Here is a 21,545-nt window from a genome sequence, read left to right on the forward strand (position 1 = left end):
CGTGGTGCGGGATGCTTAATAGTTGAAAGTCTTGACCAGCAGCAGATCACCGATGGCCCGCAGGGGCACGATGAACGTTTCGCGTTTTTCGTCGACGGTGTTTTCGTTGAGTACCAGCGTGATTTGCGAGGTGATGACCTCGTTCTGGTTGCTGGCCTCCTCGAAGTTATAGCCGCCGTTACCGAAGTTGCCCCAATAGTTGACGTAAACCAGATAGGTGCCGTGCAGCGGCGCGGTCATGGTGAACATTTCCGGGCCGGGGCCGTCGACGCCGTCCGGATCGAGGCCACCGCCGTTGCTCATCGCCGGACGCGCCCAGAAGGCGTGCTGGCCGTCAGGCGTAATGACGTGCAGGTCGAGTTCGGCTTTAGGATCGTCCCAACCCAGTACCACGCGGATCCGCGCCGGCGTGCGCAAATTGTTGGCTTCGTAGAATTGAACGCGCTTGAGCGACTGGCCGTCAGCGCTGATCACCTCGACGCTGTTGGAACCGGCGCCGAACGCATACGGCCGGGCGAAACGGCCCTGGTCGTCGGTGTACAGATTCAGTGGGTTGCCGTTCACCGCCAGGCTGTGGGGCGGACGCAGATGCCCGATGGCCTTGAGCTGGCCCTCGATCATCGTACGATTGCGCTGGATGCCGCGATCAATGGGCGGCGTCGGATAGGCGACCTGCGGGTTTTCCGTGCGATCGAGCAGCCCGTGATAACGCCAGCCCCCCACCGGCTCCGACAGCTCCGCACTCGGCGCCGCCAGCAGCGCGGGCGCGCAGGCCAACCCGATCAGCAGCAAAAGAAGTGAACGCATGTGATGCCTCCTGCCATGCCTGAACGAAACCTTGCACCCGATCCTCGGTACTTCACAGCGCTGAAAACTGCGTTTCGTCTGAAAGACCCGTGACTGTCGGGTCGTAGAAGGCGCGAAGGTTAGCGATTCGGCAGTTTTTTAACAATCGGATACATCTTGAAATGCGGCGGGAATCACGCCCTCGGGTGGACGATGAGCCGAATAGGCGTCATATTCGGCTCACCAAATGAGCCGAATAGCGTTTCTATTCGGCTCACGCACTCAGGAACGGCATTTCATGGCAACTCACTGGATCTGGCAGCAGCCCGACTGGCCTGACTTCAACTGGCAGGCAGCGCGTCTCACTGCGCTGTTGCGCGAATGCGTTCAGGCGCAGGGACAATTGATGGGTATGGCGGGATCAGTGGGCAATTCCCTGAGCGCTCAGACTGAGCTGGACGCGTTGCTGCAAAACATCGTGACCTCTTCGGCCATCGAGGGGGAACAGTTGAATGTTGAATCCGTGCGTTCTTCACTGGCACGACGCCTGGGGCTGGAATCGCCTGATGGCCACAACGTCAGCAAGCGCAGCGAGGGACTGGCACAGCTGATGCTCGATGCCACTCAGCGCTTTGCCGAACCTCTGACGCTGGAACGATTGCTGGAATGGCATTCGTGGCTGTTTCCAGAACCGGAGAGTGGCTTCCTTTCGCGTGCAATCAATGTCGGCGCATTACGCGGCGATGAGCCGATGCAGGTGGTTTCCGGACGAATCGAGCGTCCGACCGTGCACTTCGAGGCGCCACCGCGACAAGGCCTTGAGCGGCAACTCGACAGTTTTCTCAAGTGGTTCGACGCCAGTCGGCAACAGGCAGGCCTCGATCCATTCTTGCGAGCTGGCATCGCACATTTCTGGTTCGTCACCTTGCATCCATTCGACGACGGCAATGGACGCCTGACTCGCACCCTTACCGATCTGGCACTGGCTCAGGGCGAAGCGCAGGCGATTCGTTTTTATGCGATGTCCGCCAGCATCCTCGATGATCGTGCGGGCTATTACCGGATTCTCGAATCGAACCAGAAAGCCACGATGGACATTACCGACTGGCTCACATGGTTCCTGCAAACCTTGCTGCGCAGTCTGCAACAGGCCATCGCGCGGATTGAAAGTGTGTTGGGAAAATCCCGCTTCTGGCAGGCGCACCGGGAATCCGGGCTGTCGGCGGAGCAGATCAAAGTGCTCAATCGTTTGCTCGACGGTGGTGAGCGCGGTTTCGAGCACGGTATCAGTGCAGCGCAATACCAGAGTGTGGCCAAGGTCTCCAAAGCCACGGCCACCCGACATTTGGCGGAACTGCTGGAAAAGGGCTGCCTGCAACGTCTTCCGGGCGGCGGACGCAGCACTCGGTATCAGATTCAATATCCGGACGAATCGACCGACTGACACCCTTGTCCGTCGGCCCGCTCATTTGCCCATACCCCCCCTATCTGCTAGTGTCGCGCCGGTTTAACGTCAACCGGAATTAGCCGCCATGGCCCGCAAAAAAGCTGCACTGGATTTCGAACAGTCCCTCGCCGACCTGCAAACGCTGGTGGAGCGTCTGGAGAACGGTGAATTGTCGCTGGAAGACTCGCTGACCGCCTTCGAGCAGGGCATCGGCCTGACCCGTGACTGCCAGGCGGCGCTGGCCCAGGCCGAGCAGAAGGTCCAGGTATTGCTGGAGCGCGATGGCGAACTCGCCGAGGAACCCTTCGACGCGGATCAGCCAGAATGATTGCAGCGTATTCGGCTACCAGCCAGGCGCGGGTCAACGCGGCGCTGGAAACCCTGTTCAATGCCCCGTTGCCAGAACTGGCGCGCCTCTATGAAGCCATGCGCTACAGCGTGATGAACGGCGGCAAACGCGTGCGCCCGCTGCTGGCCTACGCGGCATGCGAAGCCCTTGGCGGCAAGGCCGAGCAGGCCAACGGCGCGGCGTGTGCGGTTGAGCTGATCCATGCGTATTCGCTGGTACACGATGATTTGCCAGCGATGGACGACGACGATCTGCGTCGCGGCCAGCCGACCACTCACAAGAAATTCGACGAAGCCTGCGCGATTCTGGCCGGCGACGGCTTGCAGAGTCTGGCGTTCGGCGCCCTGCTCGACCCGCGCCTGAGCGACCTGAGCGCAGACATCCGCCTGCAACAGGTCACAGCGCTGGCGCACGCGGCAGGCCCGGCCGGCATGGTCGGCGGTCAGGCCATCGATCTCGGTTCGGTCGGCCTCAAGCTCGACCAGAAAGCTTTGGAACAAATGCACCGGCACAAGACCGGCGCGCTGATCGAGGTCAGCGTCAAACTTGGCGCGCTGGCCAGCGGCCGTGCCGAGAAGGATGAATTGAAGTCGCTGCAGACTTATGCACAGGCCATCGGTCTGGCGTTCCAGGTCCAGGACGACATCCTCGACGTCGAAAGCGATACCGAAACCCTCGGCAAACGCCAGGGTGCCGACATCGCCCGCGACAAGCCGACCTACCCGGCCCTGCTCGGTCTCGACGCCGCCAAGGCTTACGCGCTGGAACTGCGCGATCAGGCCCTGCACGCACTGCGACCGTTTGACGCGGCTGCCGAGCCGTTGCGCGATCTGGCCCGGTATATCGTCGATCGGCGTAACTGAAGGCTAATCAGCCAAAAAAGACCAACGCGTGGGCAGGGGGCGATGCATCAGGTAAACTGCCGCATCTTTTATACCTATAACGATTCGCCTGATGCCCACGACGTTTCATGAGATTCCCCGCAAGCGCCCGACCACGCCCCTGCTCGACCGCGCGAACACGCCGGACGGCCTGCGCCGGTTAGGCGAAGCCGAGCTGGAAACCCTGGCTGATGAGTTGCGCCTGGAATTGCTCTACACGGTCGGCCAGACCGGTGGGCATTTCGGTGCCGGCCTGGGCGTCATCGAGCTGACCATCGCGTTGCATTACGTCTTCGACACCCCGGACGACCGTCTGGTGTGGGACGTTGGTCATCAGGCCTATCCGCACAAGATCCTCACCGGTCGTCGCGAGCGCATGGAAACCCTGCGCCAGAAGGACGGCATCGCGGCCTTCCCGCGCCGCTCCGAGAGCGAGTACGACACCTTTGGCGTCGGTCACTCCAGCACCTCGATCAGCGCCGCGCTGGGCATGGCCATCGCCGCCCGCCTGCAGAACATTGATCGCAAGGCGATTGCCGTGATCGGCGACGGCGCATTGACCGCAGGCATGGCGTTCGAGGCGCTGAACCATGCGCCGGAAGTCGACGCCAACATGCTGGTGATCCTCAACGACAACGACATGTCGATCTCGCGCAACGTCGGCGGTCTGTCGAACTATCTGGCGAAGATCCTTTCCAGCCGCACTTACGCGAGCATGCGTGAAGGCAGCAAAAAAGTGCTGTCGCGCCTGCCCGGCGCCTGGGAAATCGCCCGTCGCACCGAAGAATACGCAAAAGGCATGCTGGTTCCCGGCACCCTGTTCGAAGAACTGGGCTGGAACTACATCGGCCCGATCGATGGCCACGACCTGCCGACCCTGATCGCCACCCTGCGCAACATGCGCGATCTGAAAGGCCCGCAGTTCCTGCACATCGTCACCAAGAAGGGCAAAGGCTTCGCCCCGGCTGAAGTCGATCCGATCGGTTACCACGCCATCACCAAACTCGAACCGCTGGACGCCCCGGCCGCTGCGCCGAAGAAGGCCAGCGGGCCGAAGTATTCCGGCGTGTTCGGTGAATGGCTGTGCGACATGGCTGCTGCCGACCCGCGTCTGGTAGGCATCACCCCGGCGATGAAGGAAGGTTCGGATCTGGTGGCGTTCAGCGAACGCTTCCCGCTGCGCTACTTCGACGTGGCGATTGCCGAGCAACACGCCGTGACCCTCGCCGCCGGCATGGCCTGCGAAGGCGCGAAACCGGTGGTGGCGATCTACTCGACGTTCCTGCAACGCGGTTACGACCAGTTGGTGCATGACGTCGCGGTGCAGAACCTCGACGTGCTGTTCGCCATCGACCGCGCGGGCCTGGTGGGCGAAGACGGCCCGACCCACGCCGGCAGTTTTGACCTGTCTTACCTGCGTTGCATCCCGGGCATGGTCATCATGACCCCGAGCGATGAAAACGAGCTGCGCAAAATGCTCACCACCGGCCACCTGTACAACGGCCCGGCGGCGGTGCGTTACCCACGCGGCACCGGCCCGAACGCGACCATCGAGAAAGACCTCGAACCGATCGAGATCGGCAAGGGTGTGGTGCGTCGCCGGGGCAGCAAAGTCGCCCTGCTGGTATTCGGCGTGCAGATGGCCGAAGCCCTGAAGGTTGGCGAGACGCTGGACGCGACCGTGGTCGACATGCGCTTTGTCAAACCGATGGACGAAGCGCTGGTGCGCGAAATCGCCAACAGCCACGACCTGCTGGTGACCATCGAAGAGAACGCGATCATGGGCGGCGCCGGTGGCGCAGTCAGCGAATTCCTCGCCCGCGAGAACATCCTCAAGTCGGTGCTGCACCTGGGCTTGCCGGACGTTTACGTCGAGCACGCCAAGTCGGCGCAGATGCTGGCCGAGTGCGGGCTGGACGAGGCAGGGATCGAAGTGGCGGTGCGTGAGCGTCTGGAGCTGCTTAACCGCTAATCGCCAGATCTGTGAACAACCCTGTGGGAGCGAGCTTGCTCGCGAAGACGGACAGTCAGTCGACTCATTCTTGACTGACATACCGCATTCGCGAGCAAGCTCGCTCCCACAGTGGTTTGTGCAGCTTTCAAAATTCAATTCGCTTTATGTACCAACGGACTCCGATGAACCTCTCGCGCCTCGCCCTGCCCCTCCTGCTGCTGCCAACCGCCAACGCCCTGGCCGACACCTTCGAACGCGATCAGGCCCTGAAGCTGCCGGACGTGCTGATCAGCGCCAACCGCCAGGTCGAGGCGCGCAACGACAGCAGCGCCGCCAACACCGTGTTCACCCGCGAAGACATCGAGCGCCTGCAACCGAGCAGCGTCACCGATCTGCTGCAACGGGTACCGGGCGTACAAGTCGCGCAAACCGGCGGACGCGGCAGCCTGCCGGGAATCTACATTCGTGGCACGCAATCGGCGCAGAGCCTGGTGCTGGTCGACGGCCAGCGCATCGGCAACGCCACCTCCGGCGACAGCAACCTGCAACACCTCAACATCGAACAGATCGAGCGTGTCGAGGTACTGCGCGGATCGCGCTCGGTCATTTACGGCAGCGACGCGATCGGCGGGGTGATCCAGATCTTCACCCGGCGCGGCGGCGAACAGGGCCTGCAGCCGCGGATGCATGTCGGCTTCGGCAGCAATCAGACCTGGGAGCGCAGCGTCGGCCTCTCCGGCGGTGATGAGAAAACCCGCTTCAACCTCGGCGCCAGCCTCGATGAAACCGCCGGCCTCGACCGCACCCACGATTCGTATCCCAGCGACAGCGATCACGATGCCTACCGCAATAAATCCTTCAGCCTGAGCCTCAGCCATGCGCTGACCGATGACATCGAAGTCGGCGCCAACCTGCTGGATAACCGTGGCAAAAGCGAATTCGACAACCCGTTCGGGCGCTTCGACCCGGTGACCTTCGACTCCCTCCAGCAGCAGCCCTACAGCGATTTCGCCGTCAGCAGTTTCAGCAGCTACATCGACGCGCGGATCAATGAGCGCTGGAAGTCGCGCCTGGAGCTTGGCCACAGCGAAAACCGCGAGAAGTCTTTCGACAAGCTCAGCGACGAGCGCTCGGTGTTCAACACCTACCGCGACTCGGTGACCTGGCAGAACGACCTGACGCTGGATTCACGCAACAGCCTGATCCTCGGCGGCGACTGGTACGAAGACCGGATCAACAGCAGCACCGAGTTCGCCGAAGACAGTCGCTGGAACCGCGCCGCGTTCATCCAGCATCGCTTCCAGGCCGACAGTTTTTCCACCGAACTGGGCCTGCGCCGTGACGACAACCAGCAGTTCGGCGGCCAGAACAGCTGGAGCGGCACGCTGACGTTGCCGGTCAACCCGGACAACGACCTGTTGCTCAGCTACAGCGAAGGCTTCCGTGCGCCGACCTTCAACGACCTGTACTACCCGGACTTCAGCAATCCCGACCTGAAACCGGAAACCTCGAAAAGCTACGAACTGCAATGGCGCAGCCAGTTGAGCGACAGCACTCGCCTCGAAGCGTCGCTGTATCGGACCGATCTGGAAGACGCGATCATCTTCGGCAGCAACTCACGCCCGGAAAACGTCGCCTCGGCGCGGATCAACGGCTTCGAAGCAGCGCTGAAACAGCAGCTGTTCGGCTGGCAGAGCAATCTGGGCGTGGCGATCATCGATCCCCGCGACCGCGACACCGGCCACACATTGGCGCGGCGTGCCCGCCGCACCTTGAGCTGGGATCTGGATCGGCAATTCGACCGCCTCGGCCTCGGGGCCAGTTGGCAGGCTGTCAGCAGCAGTTATGACGACCTCAACAATCAACAACCGCTTGGCGGATACGCGCTGCTCGGGCTGCGCAGCAGCTGGGCGCTGAACCGTGAGATCAAGCTGGATTTCAAGGTCGATAACCTGCTGGACAAGGGTTACAGCCGGGCGCTGTACAGCCATGACGGCAGTCAGTATGGCTATCGCGAGGAAGGTCGGGCGTTCATGTTCGGCGTGACCTGGACGCCGCAGCTCTGATCCGGGATTTTCGCTGCCTTGACGGGCCTCATCGTCGGATCGCCGCCCGGAGCAAGCTCGCCCCCACAGGTTCAGCCCGATACTTGTGGGAGCGAGCTTGCTCGCGAATGCAGGCGCTGCGGTCTCAGCGGTCTGGCGCGATCAGTTGGCAAAGCTTGGCGGTCGCTTCGATCATCTGCCCGCTCGGACGCTCCAGACCTTTGTCGGTGACCAACAGCAGCTGCCTGTGCTTCACCGCCGCCACCTGCGGCCAGGCATTCCACGCATTCAGTTGTGGCTGATCGCCGGCCAGAATCACCTCGGGATCACGCTGTAAAACCGCCTCGATGCTTACCTGCGGCGCGGGCAGGCTCAAGTCGCCGAACACGTTGCGCGCACCGCACACTTCAAGCGCATCGCTGATGATCTGCCCGCCGCCGATGGTGTACAGCGGCTTGTCCCAGACTTGATAGAACACCCGCAGAGGCACTTCCCGCCGGTAGCGCTGGCGCAGTTTATCGAGTTTTTGCCGCAACTCGCGGGCCCGTTCGACCCCACGCACAGGACGACCGAGCTGCGTCGCGATGGCTTCAATCTGCGCGGCCAGCTGTTCGAGACTGCGGGGTTCGGCAACGAAAGTCGGGATATTCAGGCGCTTGAGCTGATCGCGCTGGGCCGGGCCGACACTGCCGGGCCACAACAGTAACAAGTCAGGCTTGAGGCTGAGCAGCCGTTCCATGTCGAGCTGGCCGTAACGGCCCACCGAAGGCACGTCCTTGATCGCGGATGGCCGCTCACCGGCATCCAGCACCCCGACCAGCAGGTCGGCCGAATCCAGTTCAACCACGATTTCCGACAGGGAGGGCGCAAGGCTGACCACCCGCAGGGCGGCCAGCGTTTCACCGCTGACGGCCAGCAGCAGAACCGCCAGCCAGAGACGCCGCATCAAGCGAGTTGACGCGGGATACGGTAGAGGTAGAACAGCACCGCCGTCGACAGCGCCAGCAACATCAGCGGCACCGCTTCAAGGCCGACGAACACCGCCAGCGCGCCGATCCAGGCCGGCAGCGCCGCGACCACAAATGCACGGCGAAGGCAGGCTGCCAAGGCAATCCAGGCAGCGGGTTCTTCAGGGGTATCGAGGGCTTTTTGCGTGGCGATCAGCGCATGTTTGTAGCGCCCGAAAAACTTCAGGCTGACAAACATCGAGGCCACGCCAGCGATAAAGAAAGGCATCGCCAGGACCGGCAGAATCGCCTCGCCCTGGCCAAACACTCCGTTGATCACGAACAGCGGCACCAGCGCCAGCGCCAGGTATTTCCACCAGGCGATCGCCAGACGGCGCCGCACTTGTCCGCGGGTCACGCCCGGTCTACCTCGCCCTGATGCTCGTTGCCCATCATGTGGTCGAGCTTGCTGGCCTTGGTCGCCAGATAGAGTTTGTTGTGCGGGTTATGACCGGTGTGCAGCGGAACGCGCTCGGCGACGACGATGCCCATGTCGGTCAAGGCTTTGACCTTGCGCGGGTTGTTGGTCATCAGGCGCAGGGACTTGACGCCCAGATGCTCGAGCATCGGCAGGCACATGGCGTAATCACGCTGGTCGGCGGCAAAGCCCAGGCGCTCGTTGGCTTCAACGGTATCGGCGCCGCCGTCCTGCAATTCGTAGGCACGGATCTTGTTCAAAAGACCGATGCCGCGCCCTTCCTGACGCAGATACAGCAACACGCCACGACCTTCGCGAGCGATGGCCTTGAGGGCGCCTTCGAGTTGCGAACCGCAGTCGCAACGCTGGCTGAACAAGGCATCACCGGTCAGGCATTCGGAGTGCAGACGGCCGAGTACCGGGGCACCGTCGGCAATCTCACCCAGGCTCAGCACAACGTGCTCGCGGCCGGTGGCTTCATCGAGAAAACCGTGCATGGTGAATTGCGCAAAAGGAGTGGGCAGCTTGGAAGCGGCGACAAAAACGACAGGCACCGGTGTGCTCCTGATCTGAAAAGTCCGAGATTCGCTGGGCGGCATTGTAACAGCACGTTCCTACAGGCGCTTAGGCTGAATTATCGGCCATAACGATCAAAAAGTTTGATTACAGGCCCTTCGTTATCGCCCTTACTCGAACGGATACGGCTGTTTCCAGCGCTCGAAGATCGGCTTCAGCTCGCCGCTTTTAACCAGTTGCTCGATGCGCTGGTCGTAGATCGACATCAACGCCCGGGCTTGCGGGGTGTCGGCGAAACCGAGGTACAGCGGCAGTTCCGCCAGATGTGAATAACGGTATTGCGAAGGATCGGCGGCGTTTCTGACTACCGCTTCGATTTCCGTCAGCGCATCGATGTAGTAATCCGCCCGCCCCTGCTTGAGCATCGACAGGATCCCGGTGCGGCGCTCGATCTGGTTGAAGCGTTTGACGTTCGGCAGGTAGGTTTCGTAGCGATAGCCGCGTACCCAGGCCAGTCGGTATTTGCCCAGCGTCGCCTGGGTTGGCGACGGATTGCTGGCCAGGCCGAGCGCGTAGATGTGGTCGGAATCGAAATTCCATTTCGGGTACAAGACCTGCTCGGCTTCACCGCGGTAAGAACCGACCAGTGCGTCGACTTCCTTCAATTGCACCAGCCCGACCGAACGGGTGTAGGGCACGGTGCGGATGTCCAGGGTTACGCCGGCCGGCTCGAAGACTTTGCGCAACACATCCCAGCCCAGCCCATGGCCATCGGCGGCGGTGTAGTCCTCCCAATCTTCACTGGCCAGATGAATGACCGACGGCGGTGCGTCCTGTGCCTGGGCCACGGCGCCAAGCAAGGTCAAAACCACTATCGCCAACCAGCGTCGAGTCATCCCTGCGTCCCTCATCCACGCCTGGAAATCAGGCGAAAAGCCACACCAGGCCCTGCATCGCCAGCCAGGCGAACACGCCGGCCAGCACATCGTCGAGCATGATGCCGACGCCGCCGTGAACGTGCCGGTCGATCCAGCGGATCGGCCACGGCTTGAGAATGTCGAAGAAGCGGAACACCAGGAACCCGGCGAGCAACCAGTACCAGCCTTCCGGCACCAGCCACAGGGTGATCCACATCCCGACCATTTCGTCCCAGACGATGCCTTCGTGGTCGTGCACCCGCAGATCGTCAGCCACTTTGCCGCACAGCCAGAAGCCGAACAGCATGGTGATTCCGAGCATCAGCCAGTAACCCCAGTCGGGCAGCATCTGCCACAACGGGATAAAGGGTAGCGCAACTAACGAGCCCCAGGTGCCCGGCGCCTTGGGCAAGGTGCCCGAGCCGAAGCCGAACGCGAGGAAATGCCAGGGATTGCGCCAGACCGACGGCGGAACGAATTCGGCCGGAACCTGTTTCGGGTGATCTGTCACGGTGACTCCTGAAAATGTTGATAGCCCCGGATTTGCGGGGTGATGTCGTGCCCGTCGCGGTCCAGCAGCACCACGCCCTGGCCCTGCGTCACGCGGCCGATCACATGGATCGGCCAGCCATCAGCCAGCAGCGCCGGCAACTCGACGGGCGGCAAGGTGAAGGCCAGCACATAATCGTCGCCACCGCTCAACGCCGCGCGTTCGGCGCCGCGCTGACCGAGAAATGCCACCAGCGCATCCGACAATGGAACACGCTCACACTCGACTTCGAGGCGCACCTGCGAAGCCAGTGCGATGTGACCGCAATCGGCGAGCAGGCCATCGGAGATGTCCAGCGCCGAGGTGGCCTTGCCACGCAGGGCCTGGCCGAGGGCGAGTTGCGGTTGCGGCGACCAGTAATGATCGAGCAGCGGTTGGGCAATATGGGGTTCGGCGTCTCGCTGCCCCAGCACCAGCGGCAAGGCCCCGGCGGCATTGCCCAGTTCGCCGCCGACACACAGCAGATCGCCCGGCTGCGCGCCGCTGCGGGTCAGCGCTTTGCCGGCCGGGACGCGGCCGAACACCGTGACGGTCAGGCTCAACGGCCCGCGCGTCGTGTCGCCGCCGACCAGCGCCACGCCGCAGCCCTGCGCCATGCGGTTCAAACCACGGGCATAGGCTTGCAGCCAATCGGCGGTCACCGTCGGCAAGGTCAGGGCAAGGGTAAAGGCAACGGGCGTGGCGCCCATGGCAGCAAGGTCGCTGACCGCCACGGCCAGCGAGCGCTGACCGAGCAGAAACGGATCGCAGGGATCGGCGAAATGCACGCCGGCCACCAGCGTATCGGTGGAAACCGCCAGCTGTTCCCCGGAGGGAATTGCCAGCAAGGCGCAGTCATCGCCGATCCCCAGTGCAACGCCTTCGCCGCCCTGCGCACAAGGCGCGGCGGCGAAGAAATTGCGGATCAGCTCAAACTCGCCCATGGCTGAGAAGAAGTATTCAAGCGCCGATCAGCGCTTGAACGCCTTCACTTCAGCTTCACGCAGGCGCGGAGCCAGCTTGTCGAGCACGCCGTTGACGAACTTGTGGCCGTCGGTCGAACCGAACACCTTGGCCAGTTCGATACCTTCGTTGATCACAACGCGGTACGGCACGTCAACGCGCTTGAGCAGTTCCCAGGTGGACAGGCGCAGAACCGCCAGTTCAACCGGGTCCAGCTCTTCGATCGCCAGGTCCAGGCAAGGCGTGAGCGCGTTGTCGATTTCGGTCTTGAACTGCGGAACCCCGTGCAGGATTTCGCGGAAGTAGGCACCGTCGACATCGGTGAAATCGTTATCGACCCGGAACTGCGCTTCGATCTCGTTCAACGACTGCCGAGCCATGTGCCACTGATACAGGGCCTGGGTCGCGAGCTGACGGGCTTCGCGGCGCTTGGCGCTTTTCGATGGTTTGCCGGCATCCGCAGGTTTCGGATCGCGCGGGTTGAAACGATCGCTTTCGTCGCTAATCACTTGGCCTCCAACTGCGCCAGCAGGCTGACCATTTCCAGAGCGGACAGGGCAGCTTCAGCACCTTTGTTGCCGGCCTTGGTGCCGGAACGTTCGATGGCTTGCTCGATGGAATCAACGGTCAGGACGCCGAAAGCGACCGGTACGCCGAATTCCATGGACACCTGGGCCAGGCCCTTGGTGCACTCGCCAGCCACGTATTCGAAGTGCGGAGTGCCGCCACGAATGACCGCGCCCAGGGCAATGATTGCTGCGAACTCGCCTTTCTGGGCGACTTTCTGCGCAACCAGCGGGATTTCGAAGGCGCCAGGTGCGCGGATGATGGTGATGTCGCTTTCGCTCACGCCGTGGCGAACCAGGGCATCAACTGCACCGCTGACCAGGCTTTCAACCACGAAGCTGTTGAAGCGGCCCACTACCAAAGCGTAGCGGCCTTTAGGGGCGATGAAGGTACCTTCGATGGTCTTCAGGGTCATTCGTCAGATCTCTTAAAGAGCCGGGACGCGTCTGTTTCGCGTCCCTCAGTGATTTATTTGCCGCGAATACAGGGCCGGAAACAACCGGTCATTATTCGGAGGGCACGTATTCTACAACTTCCAGATCGAAACCGGATATCGCATTGAACTTCATCGGCGCAGACATCAGGCGCATTTTGCGCACGCCGAGGTCACGCAGGATCTGCGAACCGGCACCGACGATGCTGTAGGTGGTCGGTTTTTTCACCGTCGCCTGATCGCCGGTTTCACGGATGTGCGCCAGCAACACGTCGCCATCCAGCGGGTGACCCAGCAACAACACCACACCGCTGCCGGCCTCGGCAACCGCAGCCATGGCGGCGCGCAGGCTCCAGCGGCCCGGTTGCTTGACCATCAACAGGTCGCGCAGCGGGTCCATGTTGTGCACGCGAACCAGGGTCGGTTCTTCGGCGCAAACAGTGCCCAGGGTCAGTGCCATGTGCACGTCGCCTTCCACGGAATCACGATAGGTCACCAGGTTGAATTGGCCCAGTTCGCTGTCCAGCGGCTGCTCGGCAATCCGCTGAACGGTACGTTCGTGGATCATCCGGTAGTGAATCAGGTCGGCGATGGTACCGATCTTGATGTCGTGCTCAGCAGCAAAGGCTTCCAGCTCGGCGCGACGGGACATGGTGCCGTCGTCATTCATCACTTCGCAGATCACGCCGCTTGGCTCGAAACCGGCCATGCGTGCCAGGTCGCAGGCCGCTTCAGTGTGACCGGCTCGGGCCAGGGTGCCACCGGCCTGGGCCATCAGCGGGAAGATGTGGCCCGGGCTGACGATATCTTCAGCCTTGGCGTCTTTCGCAGCCGCCGCTTGCACGGTGCGCGCGCGGTCAGCGGCGGAGATACCGGTGGTCACGCCTTCGGCCGCTTCGATCGAGACGGTGAACTTGGTGCCGAAACCGGAACCGTTGCGTGGCGCCATCAGCGGCAGCTTCAGGGTTTCGCAGCGCTCGCGGCTCATCGGCATGCAGATCAGGCCACGGGCGTACTTGGCCATGAAGTTGATGTGCTCGGCCTTGCAGCACTCGGCGGCCATGATCAGGTCGCCTTCGTTCTCGCGGTCTTCGTCATCCATGAGGATGACCATCTTGCCTTGGCGGATGTCTTCAACCAGTTCTTCGATGCTATTGAGCGCCACAAGGCACCCCCTTCAGTCAGGATTTGAGGTAGCCGTTGGCGGCCAGAAAGCTTTCAGTGATGCCGCCAGACGTTGGCTCTGCAGCCTTGTCGCCCAACAGCAGACGCTCGAGATAACGCGCCAGCAAGTCGACTTCCAGGTTCACCCGGCGACCTGGCTTGTAGGACGCCATGATGGTTTCGCTCAGGGTGTGCGGAATGATCGTCAGCAGGAATTCGGCGCCATCGACCGCGTTCACGGTCAGGCTGGTGCCGTCGACGGTGATCGAGCCTTTGTGGGCGATGTACCTGGCCAGCTCTTTCGGCGCGCGGATGCGAAATTCCACGGCGCGGGCATTGTCGCTGCGCGAGACCACTTCGCCGACACCGTCGACGTGACCGCTGACCAGATGGCCGCCGAGACGGGTGGTCGGGGTCAGGGCTTTCTCCAGGTTGACCGGGCTGCCGCTTTTCAGGTCATTCATGGCGGTGCAGTCGAGGGTTTCGCGACTGACGTCGGCAGCGAAGCCGTTGCCCGGCAGTTCCACGGCGGTCAGGCACACGCCGTTGACCGCGATGCTGTCGCCGAGTTTGACGTCGCTCAGGTCGAGCTTGCCGGTTTCGACATGCACCCGCACATCACCGCCCTTTGGGGTCAGTGCGCGGATACTGCCGATGGATTCGATGATGCCGGTAAACATGGGGTTCTCCTTGAGAACGAAGCCAGCGCTAACGCGATGGCCGGGAATTATACGCTCGCTGATCAGACAGGGATTGCAGTGACTCGCCAGTCATCGCCAACCGCGCGAATTTCAGTGATTTTCAGCTCCGGCGCATCCTTCATATAAGCGAGCGGCCAGTCCAGAAGCGGACGCGCCGTGGAGCCGAGGAACTTGCCGGCGATGAAGATCACGAACTCATCGACCAGACCGAGCTGGGCAAATGCGCCGGCCAGTCGCGGGCCGGCCTCGACCAGGACTTCGTTGACACCTCGGTTGGCCAGCTCGATCAGCAACTGATGCAGATCGACCTGACCATCATCGCCCGGCACGATCAGGCATTCCGGGCCGTTGGCGTACTGTTCTTCGATGGCCACGCAGGTGGCGACCAGCGCCGGGCCGGCCTTGAAGAACGGCGCATCCAGCGGCACTCGCAGACGCCCGTCGATCAGCACCCGCAGCGGCGGACGGCTCAGGGCCAGCGCGGTTTGTTCGTCATCCAGCCCCAGCTCGTCGCCGCGCACCGTCAGGCGTGCGCCATCGGCCAGCACCGTGTCGGCACCGGTCAGTACCACGCTGGCCTGGGCGCGCAAACGCTGCACTGCAGAACGCGCGGCCGGGCCGGTGATCCATTGGCTCTCGCCGCTTTCCATTGCCGTGCGGCCGTCGAGGCTCATGGCCAACTTGACCCGCACAAACGGCAAGCCGTGTTCCATGCGTTTCAGAAAACCTTGATTGAGCTTGCGCGCTTCAATTTCCAGTACGCCGCTTTCGGTGGCGATACCGGCATCGGCCAGACGCTGCAGACCGCGTCCGGCGACTTGTGGATTCGGATCACGCATTGCCGCGACCACCCGGCCAACACCGGCGTTCACCAGCGCATCGGCGCACGGCGGCGTGCGGCCGTGGTGGCTGCAAGGTTCGAGGGTGACGTAAGCGGTCGCGCCCCGGGCCTGCTCACCGGCGGCGCGCAGGGCGTGGACTTCGGCGTGCGGTTCGCCGGCGCGTTCATGCCAGCCTTCGCCGACAATCTGCCCGTCGCGCACGATCACGCAGCCGACCCGTGGATTGGGATGAGTCGTGTAATGCCCCTTGCGCGCCAGTTCCAGGGCCCGGGCCATGAAGCGGGCGTCGAGGATGGCCTGCTCGGCGGCGGTGGTCATTCTTTCACCGGTTCACGGGCAAGGCGGTCGATCTCTTCGCGGAATTCGTTGAGGTCCTGGAAGCGGCGGTACACGGATGCGAAACGGATGTAGGCGACTTCATCGAGCTTTTTCAGCTCGGCCATCACCAGTTCGCCGACCACGAGGGATTTGACCTCGCGCTCGCCGGTGGCGCGCAGCTTGTGTTTGATATGGACCAGCGAGGATTCGAGGCGCTCGACGCTCACCGGACGTTTCTCCAGGGCGCGTTGCATGCCGGCGCGGAGTTTTTCTTCGTCGAACGGTTGGCGGCTGCCGTCGGTTTTGATCAGGCGCGGCAACACCAGTTCGGCCGTCTCGAACGTCGTGAAACGTTCGCCGCAGGCCAGGCATTCACGCCGGCGGCGCACCTGTTCGCCCTCGGCGACCAGACGCGAGTCGATGACCTTGGTGTCGTTGGCACCGCAGAAGGGACAGTGCATGGTGGCTGGCAACAAAAAAAGGGAGGGCCATGGTAGCGCATCCCGGTGGCAAGACAAGCCATAGGCTTTGCGGTATACAGACTGCCATGATCGTTTGATCCATGGATTTCATTTTGCTGGAGCCGCCAATGTCCTTACGACCGCTCGTTTTGCTCAGTGTTTTCAGCCTGCTGGTGGCCTGTGGCAGCGATGCGCCCAAGCCTCAGCCGCCAACGCCGGGCCCGGCGCCGCAACAGGCGCAGAAAAAAGCCCGGGAAGCCGCCGACCTCGGCCCGCTGCCCGCGTATCAACGGGAACTGAGCGGCACCCTGCAAGGCGTGCCGGCCGGCGCCGAAGTCGAACTGGCGCTGCTGGTGATCGACGCCAAGGATCGCCCGCAACAATTGCTCGCCAGTTCCAGTCTGATCGGCAACAACCAGATTCTGCCGTTCCACCTGCGCTTCAACCCCGACGCTTTCCCGGTCGGCGCGCGGGTTGAATTGCGCGGCCGCGCCAGCCAGTCCGGCCAGTTGATCCTGCACCTGCCGTCGCAGACCATCACTCAGCCGACCACCCAGGCCCTGGGCCAACTGCAATTTGTCAAAGCACCATGAATGCACCGCAAGACCTGCAACAGTCGCTGGGCCAATTGCTCGGCGACGCGCGACTGAAAACCTGTGCGTTGCCGGACACCGATTTGCGGCTGTGGCTGATTGACGGCGACAACATGGCGCGCGAATTCAGTCAGGAAGAAACCCAACGCATCCTGCATGGACCGCCCTACTGGAGTTTCTGCTGGGCCAGTGGTCTGGCAGTGGCGCGGTATCTGGCGGCGTTTCCCGAGTGGGTTCGCGGCAAGCGGGTGCTGGATTTCGGCGCTGGTTCCGGGATCGCCGGGATCGCGGCGGTGAAGGCCGGCGCACTGGAAGTCGTGGCCTGCGACCTGGATCCGCTGGCGATTGCCGCCTGTCGGGCGAATGCCGAACTCAATGATGTGCAGATGAGTTATTCCACGGATTTCTTCGCCGAAGCGGATCGCTTCGATCTGATCCTGGTGGCCGACGTTCTGTATGACAGGGAAAACCTGCCGCTGCTCGACGCCTTCCTGAGCCGTGGCCGCGAAGCGCTGGTGGCGGATTCGCGGGTTCGGGATTTCCGGCATCCGCTGTACCGGCGCATCGAAATGCTCGAAGCCATGACCCTGCCGGATCTGGCCGAGCCCGAAGAGTTTCGCCATGTCAGCCTCTACCATGCGGCCCGCGCCTGACCGTATAGTTGCCCCATTCACGCTTTTACGAGAGACCCCATGAGTCATCAAACGCCGTACATCTTCGACGCCACGACGGCCGACTTCGACCAGTCGGTGATCGAGGTCTCCTTTCAAAAACCGGTGCTGGTGGATTTCTGGGCCGAATGGTGTGCGCCATGCAAGGCGCTGATGCCGATGCTGCAAGGCATCGCCGAGAGCTATCAGGGCGAGTTGCTGCTGGCCAAGGTCAATTGCGATATCGAGCAGGACATCGTCGCCCGTTTCGGCATCCGCAGCCTGCCAACGGTGGTGCTGTTCAAGGACGGCCAACCGGTGGACGGCTTTGCCGGTGCGCAACCGGAATCCGCGGTGCGCGCCCTGCTTGAACCGCATGTGCAGATGCCGGCACCGTCCGCCGCCGATCCGTTCGAACAGGCTCAGGCACTGTTTGACGAAGGCCGTTACGCCGACGCGGAAGCGACACTGGTGACGCTGCTGGGCGAAGACAACACCAACGCCAAGGCACTGATTCTCTACGCTCGCTGCCTGACTGAACGCGGTGAACTGGGCGAAGCGCAAACCGTCCTCGACGCGGTCAAGAGCGACGAACACAAGGCTGCACTGGCCGGTGCCAAGGCGCAGATCAAGTTCCTCGGCCTGGCCCGTGACCTGCCGGATGCCGCCGACCTGAAAAGCCGTCTGGCGCAGAACCCGCAGGACGATGAAGCGGTGTATCAACTGGCGATCCAGCAACTGGCCCGTCAGCAATACGAAGCGGCGCTGGACGCACTGCTCAAGCTGTTCATCCGCAACCGCAACTACAGCGAAGGTCTGCCGCACAAGACCTTGCTGCAAGTCTTCGAGCTGTTGGGCAACGATCACCCGCTGGTGACCGCTTACCGGCGCAAGGTGTTTGCCGCGCTGTACTAAGCGCTTATTCGATCCAGCTGTAGAGCGGCGTATCACCGCCGCTCAGCACTTTCACATCGGCCGAATGACGCAGGCGCACCAGCAAGCGCTTGCCCGCCGCTGCGCTGCCGGTCAGTCCTTCGAGCTGATCCAGCAACTCCGGCCCGCTGAGTTGCCCGGCCTTGCGCAGCAAATCCCTGGCGACCTGCCACAACGCGTCATCCTGATTCACCGGTTTCGCCGCAGGCGCTGCAGCAGCTTGCGGCTGGGCGGCCTGCACCGGCATACCCAACTGCGCACCGAGCCGCGCCCAGTCGCTTTCATCCAGTTCAAGGGTCAAATCCACCGGCAACGCACCGACGGTTCCGCGTATCCGCACCATAACTTCGCTCCCGCACATTTCTGACCTGCATGCTCCCATGGGACTTGTATAACGCCAAGCGGGCGGGCAAACTCTGCGCACTTTCGTTATAAGATTACATAACAAACTCTTCACTTTACTTCCCGGAGACCGCCATGCGTCGTCTGCTGCTCACTTTGCCGTTTGCCCTGTTGCCGCTGGCCATCGCCCATGCCGCCGATGAGCATGATCACGACCATGAGCACGGCAGCCTCGGTGCCCACGAACATGGCGTCGGTCGTCTGAACGCCGCCCTCGACGGCCAGACCCTGGAGCTGGAGCTGGAAAGCCCGGCGATGAACCTCGTGGGTTTTGAACACGTCGCCACCAGCGATGCCGACAAGGCCAAAGTCGCCGCCGCTCGTGCGCAGCTGGAAAAACCGCTGGCGCTGTTCAGTCTGCCGGCCGCCGCCGGTTGCAAAGTCACCAGCCAGGAACTGGAAAGCCCGCTGTTCGGCGACAAGCCGGATGCCGACGACCACGACGACGAAGAAGAAGCCGGCAAGGATGGTCACGAGCATCATCATGACCACAGTGAAATCCACGCCCACTACCAGTTCAGCTGTGCAGCGCCGGGTGCGTTGAAAACCCTGGATCTGGCAAACCTGTTCAATACCTTCCCGGCCACCCAGAAAATTCAGGTACAACTGATCGGCCCGAGCGGCCAGCAAGGCACGGAAGTGACGGCCAAGGCCGCCGCCCTGAAGTTCTGATACGAAACGGCGCCATGACCCAAGCACTCATCGAACTGTCTGACCTGGGCTTCAACTGGCCCGGTCACCCGCCGCTGCTGGACATCCCGGCATTTCGCCTGGAAGCCGGCGAAACCCTGTTCCTCAAGGGCCCCAGCGGCAGCGGCAAGACCACCCTGCTCGGCCTGCTCGGCGGGGTGCAGAAACCCGGTCGCGGCAGCATTCGGCTGCTCGGCCAGGAGCTGACCGAACTGGGTGCCGGCGCCCGCGATCGTTTTCGCGTCGATCACACCGGCTACATTTTCCAGCAGTTCAACCTGCTGCCGTTTCTCTCGGTGCGCGAGAACGTCGAGCTGCCGTGCCACTTCTCCAAGCTGCGTGCCGAGCGTGCGAAGCAGCGCCACGGCAGCGTCGATCAGGCTGCCGCCACCCTGCTCGCCCATTTGGGCCTGAAGGACGAAAGCATTCTGAGCCGCCGCGCCGATTCGCTGTCGATCGGTCAGCAACAGCGGGTCGCCGCGGCCCGAGCGTTGATCGGTCAGCCGGAACTGGTGATCGCCGACGAACCGACCTCGGCGCTGGATTACGACGCCCGGGAAAACTTCATTCGCCTGCTGTTCGCCGAGTGCCGCGAAGCTGGATCAAGTCTGTTGTTCGTCAGCCACGACCAGAGCCTGGCGCCGCTGTTCGACCGTCATCTGTCCCTGGCCGAACTCAATCGCGCCGCCACGTCTGCCGAGGTCTGAGATGTATCTGTTCCGTCTGGCCATGGCCAGCCTCGCCAACCGGCGTTTCACCGCTCTGCTCACTGCTTTCGCCATCGCGCTTTCCGTCTGCCTGCTGCTGGCCGTCGAGCGGGTGCGCACCGAAGCCAAGGCCAGTTTCGCCAGCACCATCAGCGGCACCGACCTGATCGTCGGCGCCCGCTCGGGCTCGGTGAACTTGCTGCTGTACTCGGTATTTCGCATCGGCAACGCCACCAACAACATCCGCTGGGACAGCTTCGAACACTTCGCCAGCAACCCGAAGGTGAAGTGGGCGATCCCGATGTCCCTCGGCGATTCCCATCGCGGTTACCGGGTGATGGGCACCACCCAAGCCTATTTCGAGCATTACCAGTACGGTCGCCAGCAACACCTGGAACTGGCCGACGGCCGCGCCTTCGCCACCGATCCGTTCGAAGTGGTGCTCGGTGCCGAAGTGGCCGAAGCCCTGCATTACAAGCTCGGCGACAAGCTGGTGCTGGCCCACGGCGTGGCGGCGATCAGCCTGGTCAAGCATGACGACAAACCGTTCACCGTGGTCGGCATTCTCAAGCGCACCGGCACGCCGGTGGACCGCACGTTGCACATCAGTCTCGGTGGCATGGAGGCTATCCACATCGACTGGCACAACGGCGTGCCGGCCCGTGGTAACGGTCGGATCAGCGCCGATCAGGCGCGCAACATGGACCTGACGCCGCAAGCAATCACCGCATTCATGCTCGGCCTCAACAGCAAGATTTCCACCTTCGCGCTGCAGCGAGAAATCAACGAATTCCGTGGCGAGCCGATGCTGGCGATCCTGCCCGGCGTGGCCTTGCAAGAGTTGTGGAGCCTGATGAGCACCGCCGAAAAAGCGTTGTTCGTGGTCTCGCTGTTCGTGGTGCTGACTGGATTGATCGGCATGCTCACGGCGATTCTCACCAGCCTCAACGAACGTCGCCGCGAAATGGCCATCCTGCGTTCGGTGGGCGCGCGACCGTGGCATATCGCGAGCCTTTTGGTGCTGGAAGCGTTCGCTCTGGCGCTGACCGGAGTGATCGCCGGGCTGGCGTTGCTGTACCTCGGCATCGCCGCCGCCCAGGGTTATGTGCAGGCCAATTACGGCTTGTATCTGCCGCTGGCATGGCCAAGCGAGTATGAATGGACGCTGCTCGGTGGCATTCTGGCTGCCGCGCTGCTGATGGGCAGCGTGCCGGCCTGGCGCGCGTATCGCCAATCATTGGCCGATGGCCTGTCGATCCGTTTATGAGGATG

25 protein-coding genes are annotated in these 21,545 nt (G+C 62.6%); 11 read left to right on the top strand and 14 right to left on the bottom strand.

Annotated elements, in window-relative coordinates; translation table 11 throughout:
• Positions 1 to 15: 15 nt before the first annotated feature.
• Positions 16 to 807: a YfaP family protein gene (locus I5961_RS24980; protein ID WP_227233662.1), complete on the bottom strand. Its 792-nt coding sequence runs from the start codon at positions 805 to 807 to the stop codon at positions 16 to 18.
• A 277-nt stretch (positions 808 to 1,084) separates the two neighbouring features.
• On the opposite strand from I5961_RS24980, the gene I5961_RS24985 reads away from it, so the two are divergent.
• From I5961_RS24985 to I5961_RS25005, 5 genes are all read left to right on the top strand, one after another.
• Positions 1,085 to 2,230: a Fic family protein gene (locus tag I5961_RS24985; RefSeq protein ID WP_227233663.1), complete on the top strand. Its 1,146-nt coding sequence runs from the start codon at positions 1,085 to 1,087 to the stop codon at positions 2,228 to 2,230.
• Between the two features lie 88 nt (positions 2,231 to 2,318).
• Positions 2,319 to 2,561: an exodeoxyribonuclease VII small subunit gene (locus tag I5961_RS24990; RefSeq protein ID WP_007894317.1), complete on the top strand. Its 243-nt coding sequence runs from the start codon at positions 2,319 to 2,321 to the stop codon at positions 2,559 to 2,561.
• Positions 2,558 to 3,445: a (2E,6E)-farnesyl diphosphate synthase gene (ispA, locus tag I5961_RS24995; protein WP_085703088.1), complete on the top strand. Its 888-nt coding sequence runs from the start codon at positions 2,558 to 2,560 to the stop codon at positions 3,443 to 3,445. Before I5961_RS24990 ends, ispA begins: the two co-directional genes overlap by 4 nt.
• Positions 3,446 to 3,536: 91 nt before the next feature.
• Entirely contained in the window at positions 3,537 to 5,435 is a 1,899-nt protein-coding gene (dxs, locus tag I5961_RS25000) for a 1-deoxy-D-xylulose-5-phosphate synthase (RefSeq protein WP_227233665.1), read from the top strand.
• 164 nt (positions 5,436 to 5,599) lie between these two features.
• Positions 5,600 to 7,483, top strand: coding sequence for a TonB-dependent receptor domain-containing protein (locus tag I5961_RS25005; protein WP_085705092.1), 1,884 nt, complete (start codon positions 5,600 to 5,602; stop codon positions 7,481 to 7,483).
• A 124-nt stretch (positions 7,484 to 7,607) separates the two neighbouring features.
• Here I5961_RS25005 and I5961_RS25010 read toward each other — a convergent pair whose 3' ends face one another.
• The 12 genes from I5961_RS25010 to nrdR form a co-directional block, all read right to left on the bottom strand.
• Positions 7,608 to 8,408 carry a cobalamin-binding protein gene (locus I5961_RS25010; protein WP_085705094.1) on the bottom strand — a complete coding sequence of 267 codons (801 nt, stop codon included), beginning with the start codon at positions 8,406 to 8,408 and terminating at the stop codon, positions 7,608 to 7,610.
• Positions 8,408 to 8,827 (bottom strand): MFS transporter, encoded by a 420-nt coding sequence (locus I5961_RS25015; protein ID WP_085697645.1) that lies wholly within the window; start codon positions 8,825 to 8,827, stop codon positions 8,408 to 8,410. The genes I5961_RS25010 and I5961_RS25015 overlap by 1 nt, the downstream gene beginning before the upstream one ends.
• On the bottom strand, positions 8,824 to 9,441 hold the full coding sequence (gene ribA, locus I5961_RS25020; protein ID WP_007955551.1) for a GTP cyclohydrolase II: 618 nt from the start codon (positions 9,439 to 9,441) through the stop codon (positions 8,824 to 8,826). Before ribA ends, I5961_RS25015 begins: the two co-directional genes overlap by 4 nt.
• Positions 9,442 to 9,573: 132 nt before the next feature.
• On the bottom strand, positions 9,574 to 10,299 hold the full coding sequence (locus I5961_RS25025; RefSeq protein ID WP_085705096.1) for a substrate-binding periplasmic protein: 726 nt from the start codon (positions 10,297 to 10,299) through the stop codon (positions 9,574 to 9,576).
• Positions 10,300 to 10,327: 28 nt separating this feature from the next.
• Positions 10,328 to 10,831 (bottom strand): phosphatidylglycerophosphatase A, encoded by a 504-nt coding sequence (locus I5961_RS25030; RefSeq protein ID WP_085697647.1) that lies wholly within the window; start codon positions 10,829 to 10,831, stop codon positions 10,328 to 10,330.
• Positions 10,828 to 11,793 (bottom strand): thiamine-phosphate kinase, encoded by a 966-nt coding sequence (gene thiL, locus I5961_RS25035; protein ID WP_085705098.1) that lies wholly within the window; start codon positions 11,791 to 11,793, stop codon positions 10,828 to 10,830. The genes I5961_RS25030 and thiL overlap by 4 nt, the downstream gene beginning before the upstream one ends.
• A 27-nt stretch (positions 11,794 to 11,820) precedes the next feature.
• Positions 11,821 to 12,321, bottom strand: a complete 501-nt coding sequence (gene nusB / locus I5961_RS25040) for a transcription antitermination factor NusB (RefSeq protein WP_007955566.1) — start codon at positions 12,319 to 12,321, stop codon at positions 11,821 to 11,823.
• Positions 12,318 to 12,794, bottom strand: coding sequence for a 6,7-dimethyl-8-ribityllumazine synthase (ribE, locus tag I5961_RS25045; protein WP_003228649.1), 477 nt, complete (start codon positions 12,792 to 12,794; stop codon positions 12,318 to 12,320). Before ribE ends, nusB begins: the two co-directional genes overlap by 4 nt.
• A 91-nt stretch (positions 12,795 to 12,885) precedes the next feature.
• On the bottom strand, positions 12,886 to 13,977 hold the full coding sequence (gene ribBA, locus I5961_RS25050; RefSeq protein WP_085697649.1) for a bifunctional 3,4-dihydroxy-2-butanone-4-phosphate synthase/GTP cyclohydrolase II: 1,092 nt from the start codon (positions 13,975 to 13,977) through the stop codon (positions 12,886 to 12,888).
• Between the two features lie 16 nt (positions 13,978 to 13,993).
• Positions 13,994 to 14,656 (bottom strand): riboflavin synthase, encoded by a 663-nt coding sequence (locus tag I5961_RS25055; protein ID WP_085697650.1) that lies wholly within the window; start codon positions 14,654 to 14,656, stop codon positions 13,994 to 13,996.
• A gap of 62 nt (positions 14,657 to 14,718) precedes the next feature.
• On the bottom strand, positions 14,719 to 15,837 hold the full coding sequence (gene ribD, locus I5961_RS25060) for a bifunctional diaminohydroxyphosphoribosylaminopyrimidine deaminase/5-amino-6-(5-phosphoribosylamino)uracil reductase RibD (protein WP_227233667.1): 1,119 nt from the start codon (positions 15,835 to 15,837) through the stop codon (positions 14,719 to 14,721).
• The gene (nrdR, locus tag I5961_RS25065; RefSeq protein WP_007906838.1) at positions 15,834 to 16,298 is read right to left on the bottom strand and encodes a transcriptional regulator NrdR; all 465 of its coding nucleotides are present in this window, start codon (positions 16,296 to 16,298) and stop codon (positions 15,834 to 15,836) included. Before nrdR ends, ribD begins: the two co-directional genes overlap by 4 nt.
• Positions 16,299 to 16,426: 128 nt before the next feature.
• Between nrdR and I5961_RS25070 the strand changes: the two genes are divergently transcribed.
• From I5961_RS25070 to trxA, 3 genes are read left to right on the top strand one after another with little or no spacing between them, the layout of a single operon-like run.
• Positions 16,427 to 16,891, top strand: a complete 465-nt coding sequence (locus tag I5961_RS25070) for a YbaY family lipoprotein (RefSeq protein WP_007955577.1) — start codon at positions 16,427 to 16,429, stop codon at positions 16,889 to 16,891.
• Positions 16,888 to 17,544, top strand: coding sequence for a class I SAM-dependent methyltransferase (locus tag I5961_RS25075; protein ID WP_227233669.1), 657 nt, complete (start codon positions 16,888 to 16,890; stop codon positions 17,542 to 17,544). Before I5961_RS25070 ends, I5961_RS25075 begins: the two co-directional genes overlap by 4 nt.
• Before the next feature lie 39 nt (positions 17,545 to 17,583).
• Positions 17,584 to 18,456, top strand: a complete 873-nt coding sequence (gene trxA, locus I5961_RS25080; RefSeq protein ID WP_227233671.1) for a thioredoxin — start codon at positions 17,584 to 17,586, stop codon at positions 18,454 to 18,456.
• Between the two features lie 4 nt (positions 18,457 to 18,460).
• On the opposite strand, the gene I5961_RS25085 is transcribed toward trxA, so the two are convergent.
• Entirely contained in the window at positions 18,461 to 18,817 is a 357-nt protein-coding gene (locus I5961_RS25085) for a hypothetical protein (RefSeq protein ID WP_227233673.1), read from the bottom strand.
• 134 nt (positions 18,818 to 18,951) lie between these two features.
• On the opposite strand from I5961_RS25085, the gene I5961_RS25090 reads away from it, so the two are divergent.
• The 3 genes from I5961_RS25090 to I5961_RS25100 are packed head-to-tail and all read left to right on the top strand — an operon-like array spanning position 18,952 to position 21,540.
• Positions 18,952 to 19,548 (top strand): DUF2796 domain-containing protein, encoded by a 597-nt coding sequence (locus I5961_RS25090; RefSeq protein WP_085697655.1) that lies wholly within the window; start codon positions 18,952 to 18,954, stop codon positions 19,546 to 19,548.
• Between the two features lie 14 nt (positions 19,549 to 19,562).
• Positions 19,563 to 20,273 carry an ABC transporter ATP-binding protein gene (locus I5961_RS25095; RefSeq protein WP_007955587.1) on the top strand — a complete coding sequence of 237 codons (711 nt, stop codon included), beginning with the start codon at positions 19,563 to 19,565 and terminating at the stop codon, positions 20,271 to 20,273.
• Position 20,274: 1 nt separating this feature from the next.
• Positions 20,275 to 21,540: an ABC transporter permease gene (locus I5961_RS25100; RefSeq protein WP_085697656.1), complete on the top strand. Its 1,266-nt coding sequence runs from the start codon at positions 20,275 to 20,277 to the stop codon at positions 21,538 to 21,540.
• Positions 21,541 to 21,545 lie beyond the last annotated feature (5 nt).

The organism is Pseudomonas sp. IAC-BECa141 (assembly GCF_020544405.1).
Classification (GTDB): Bacteria; Pseudomonadota; Gammaproteobacteria; order Pseudomonadales; family Pseudomonadaceae; genus Aquipseudomonas.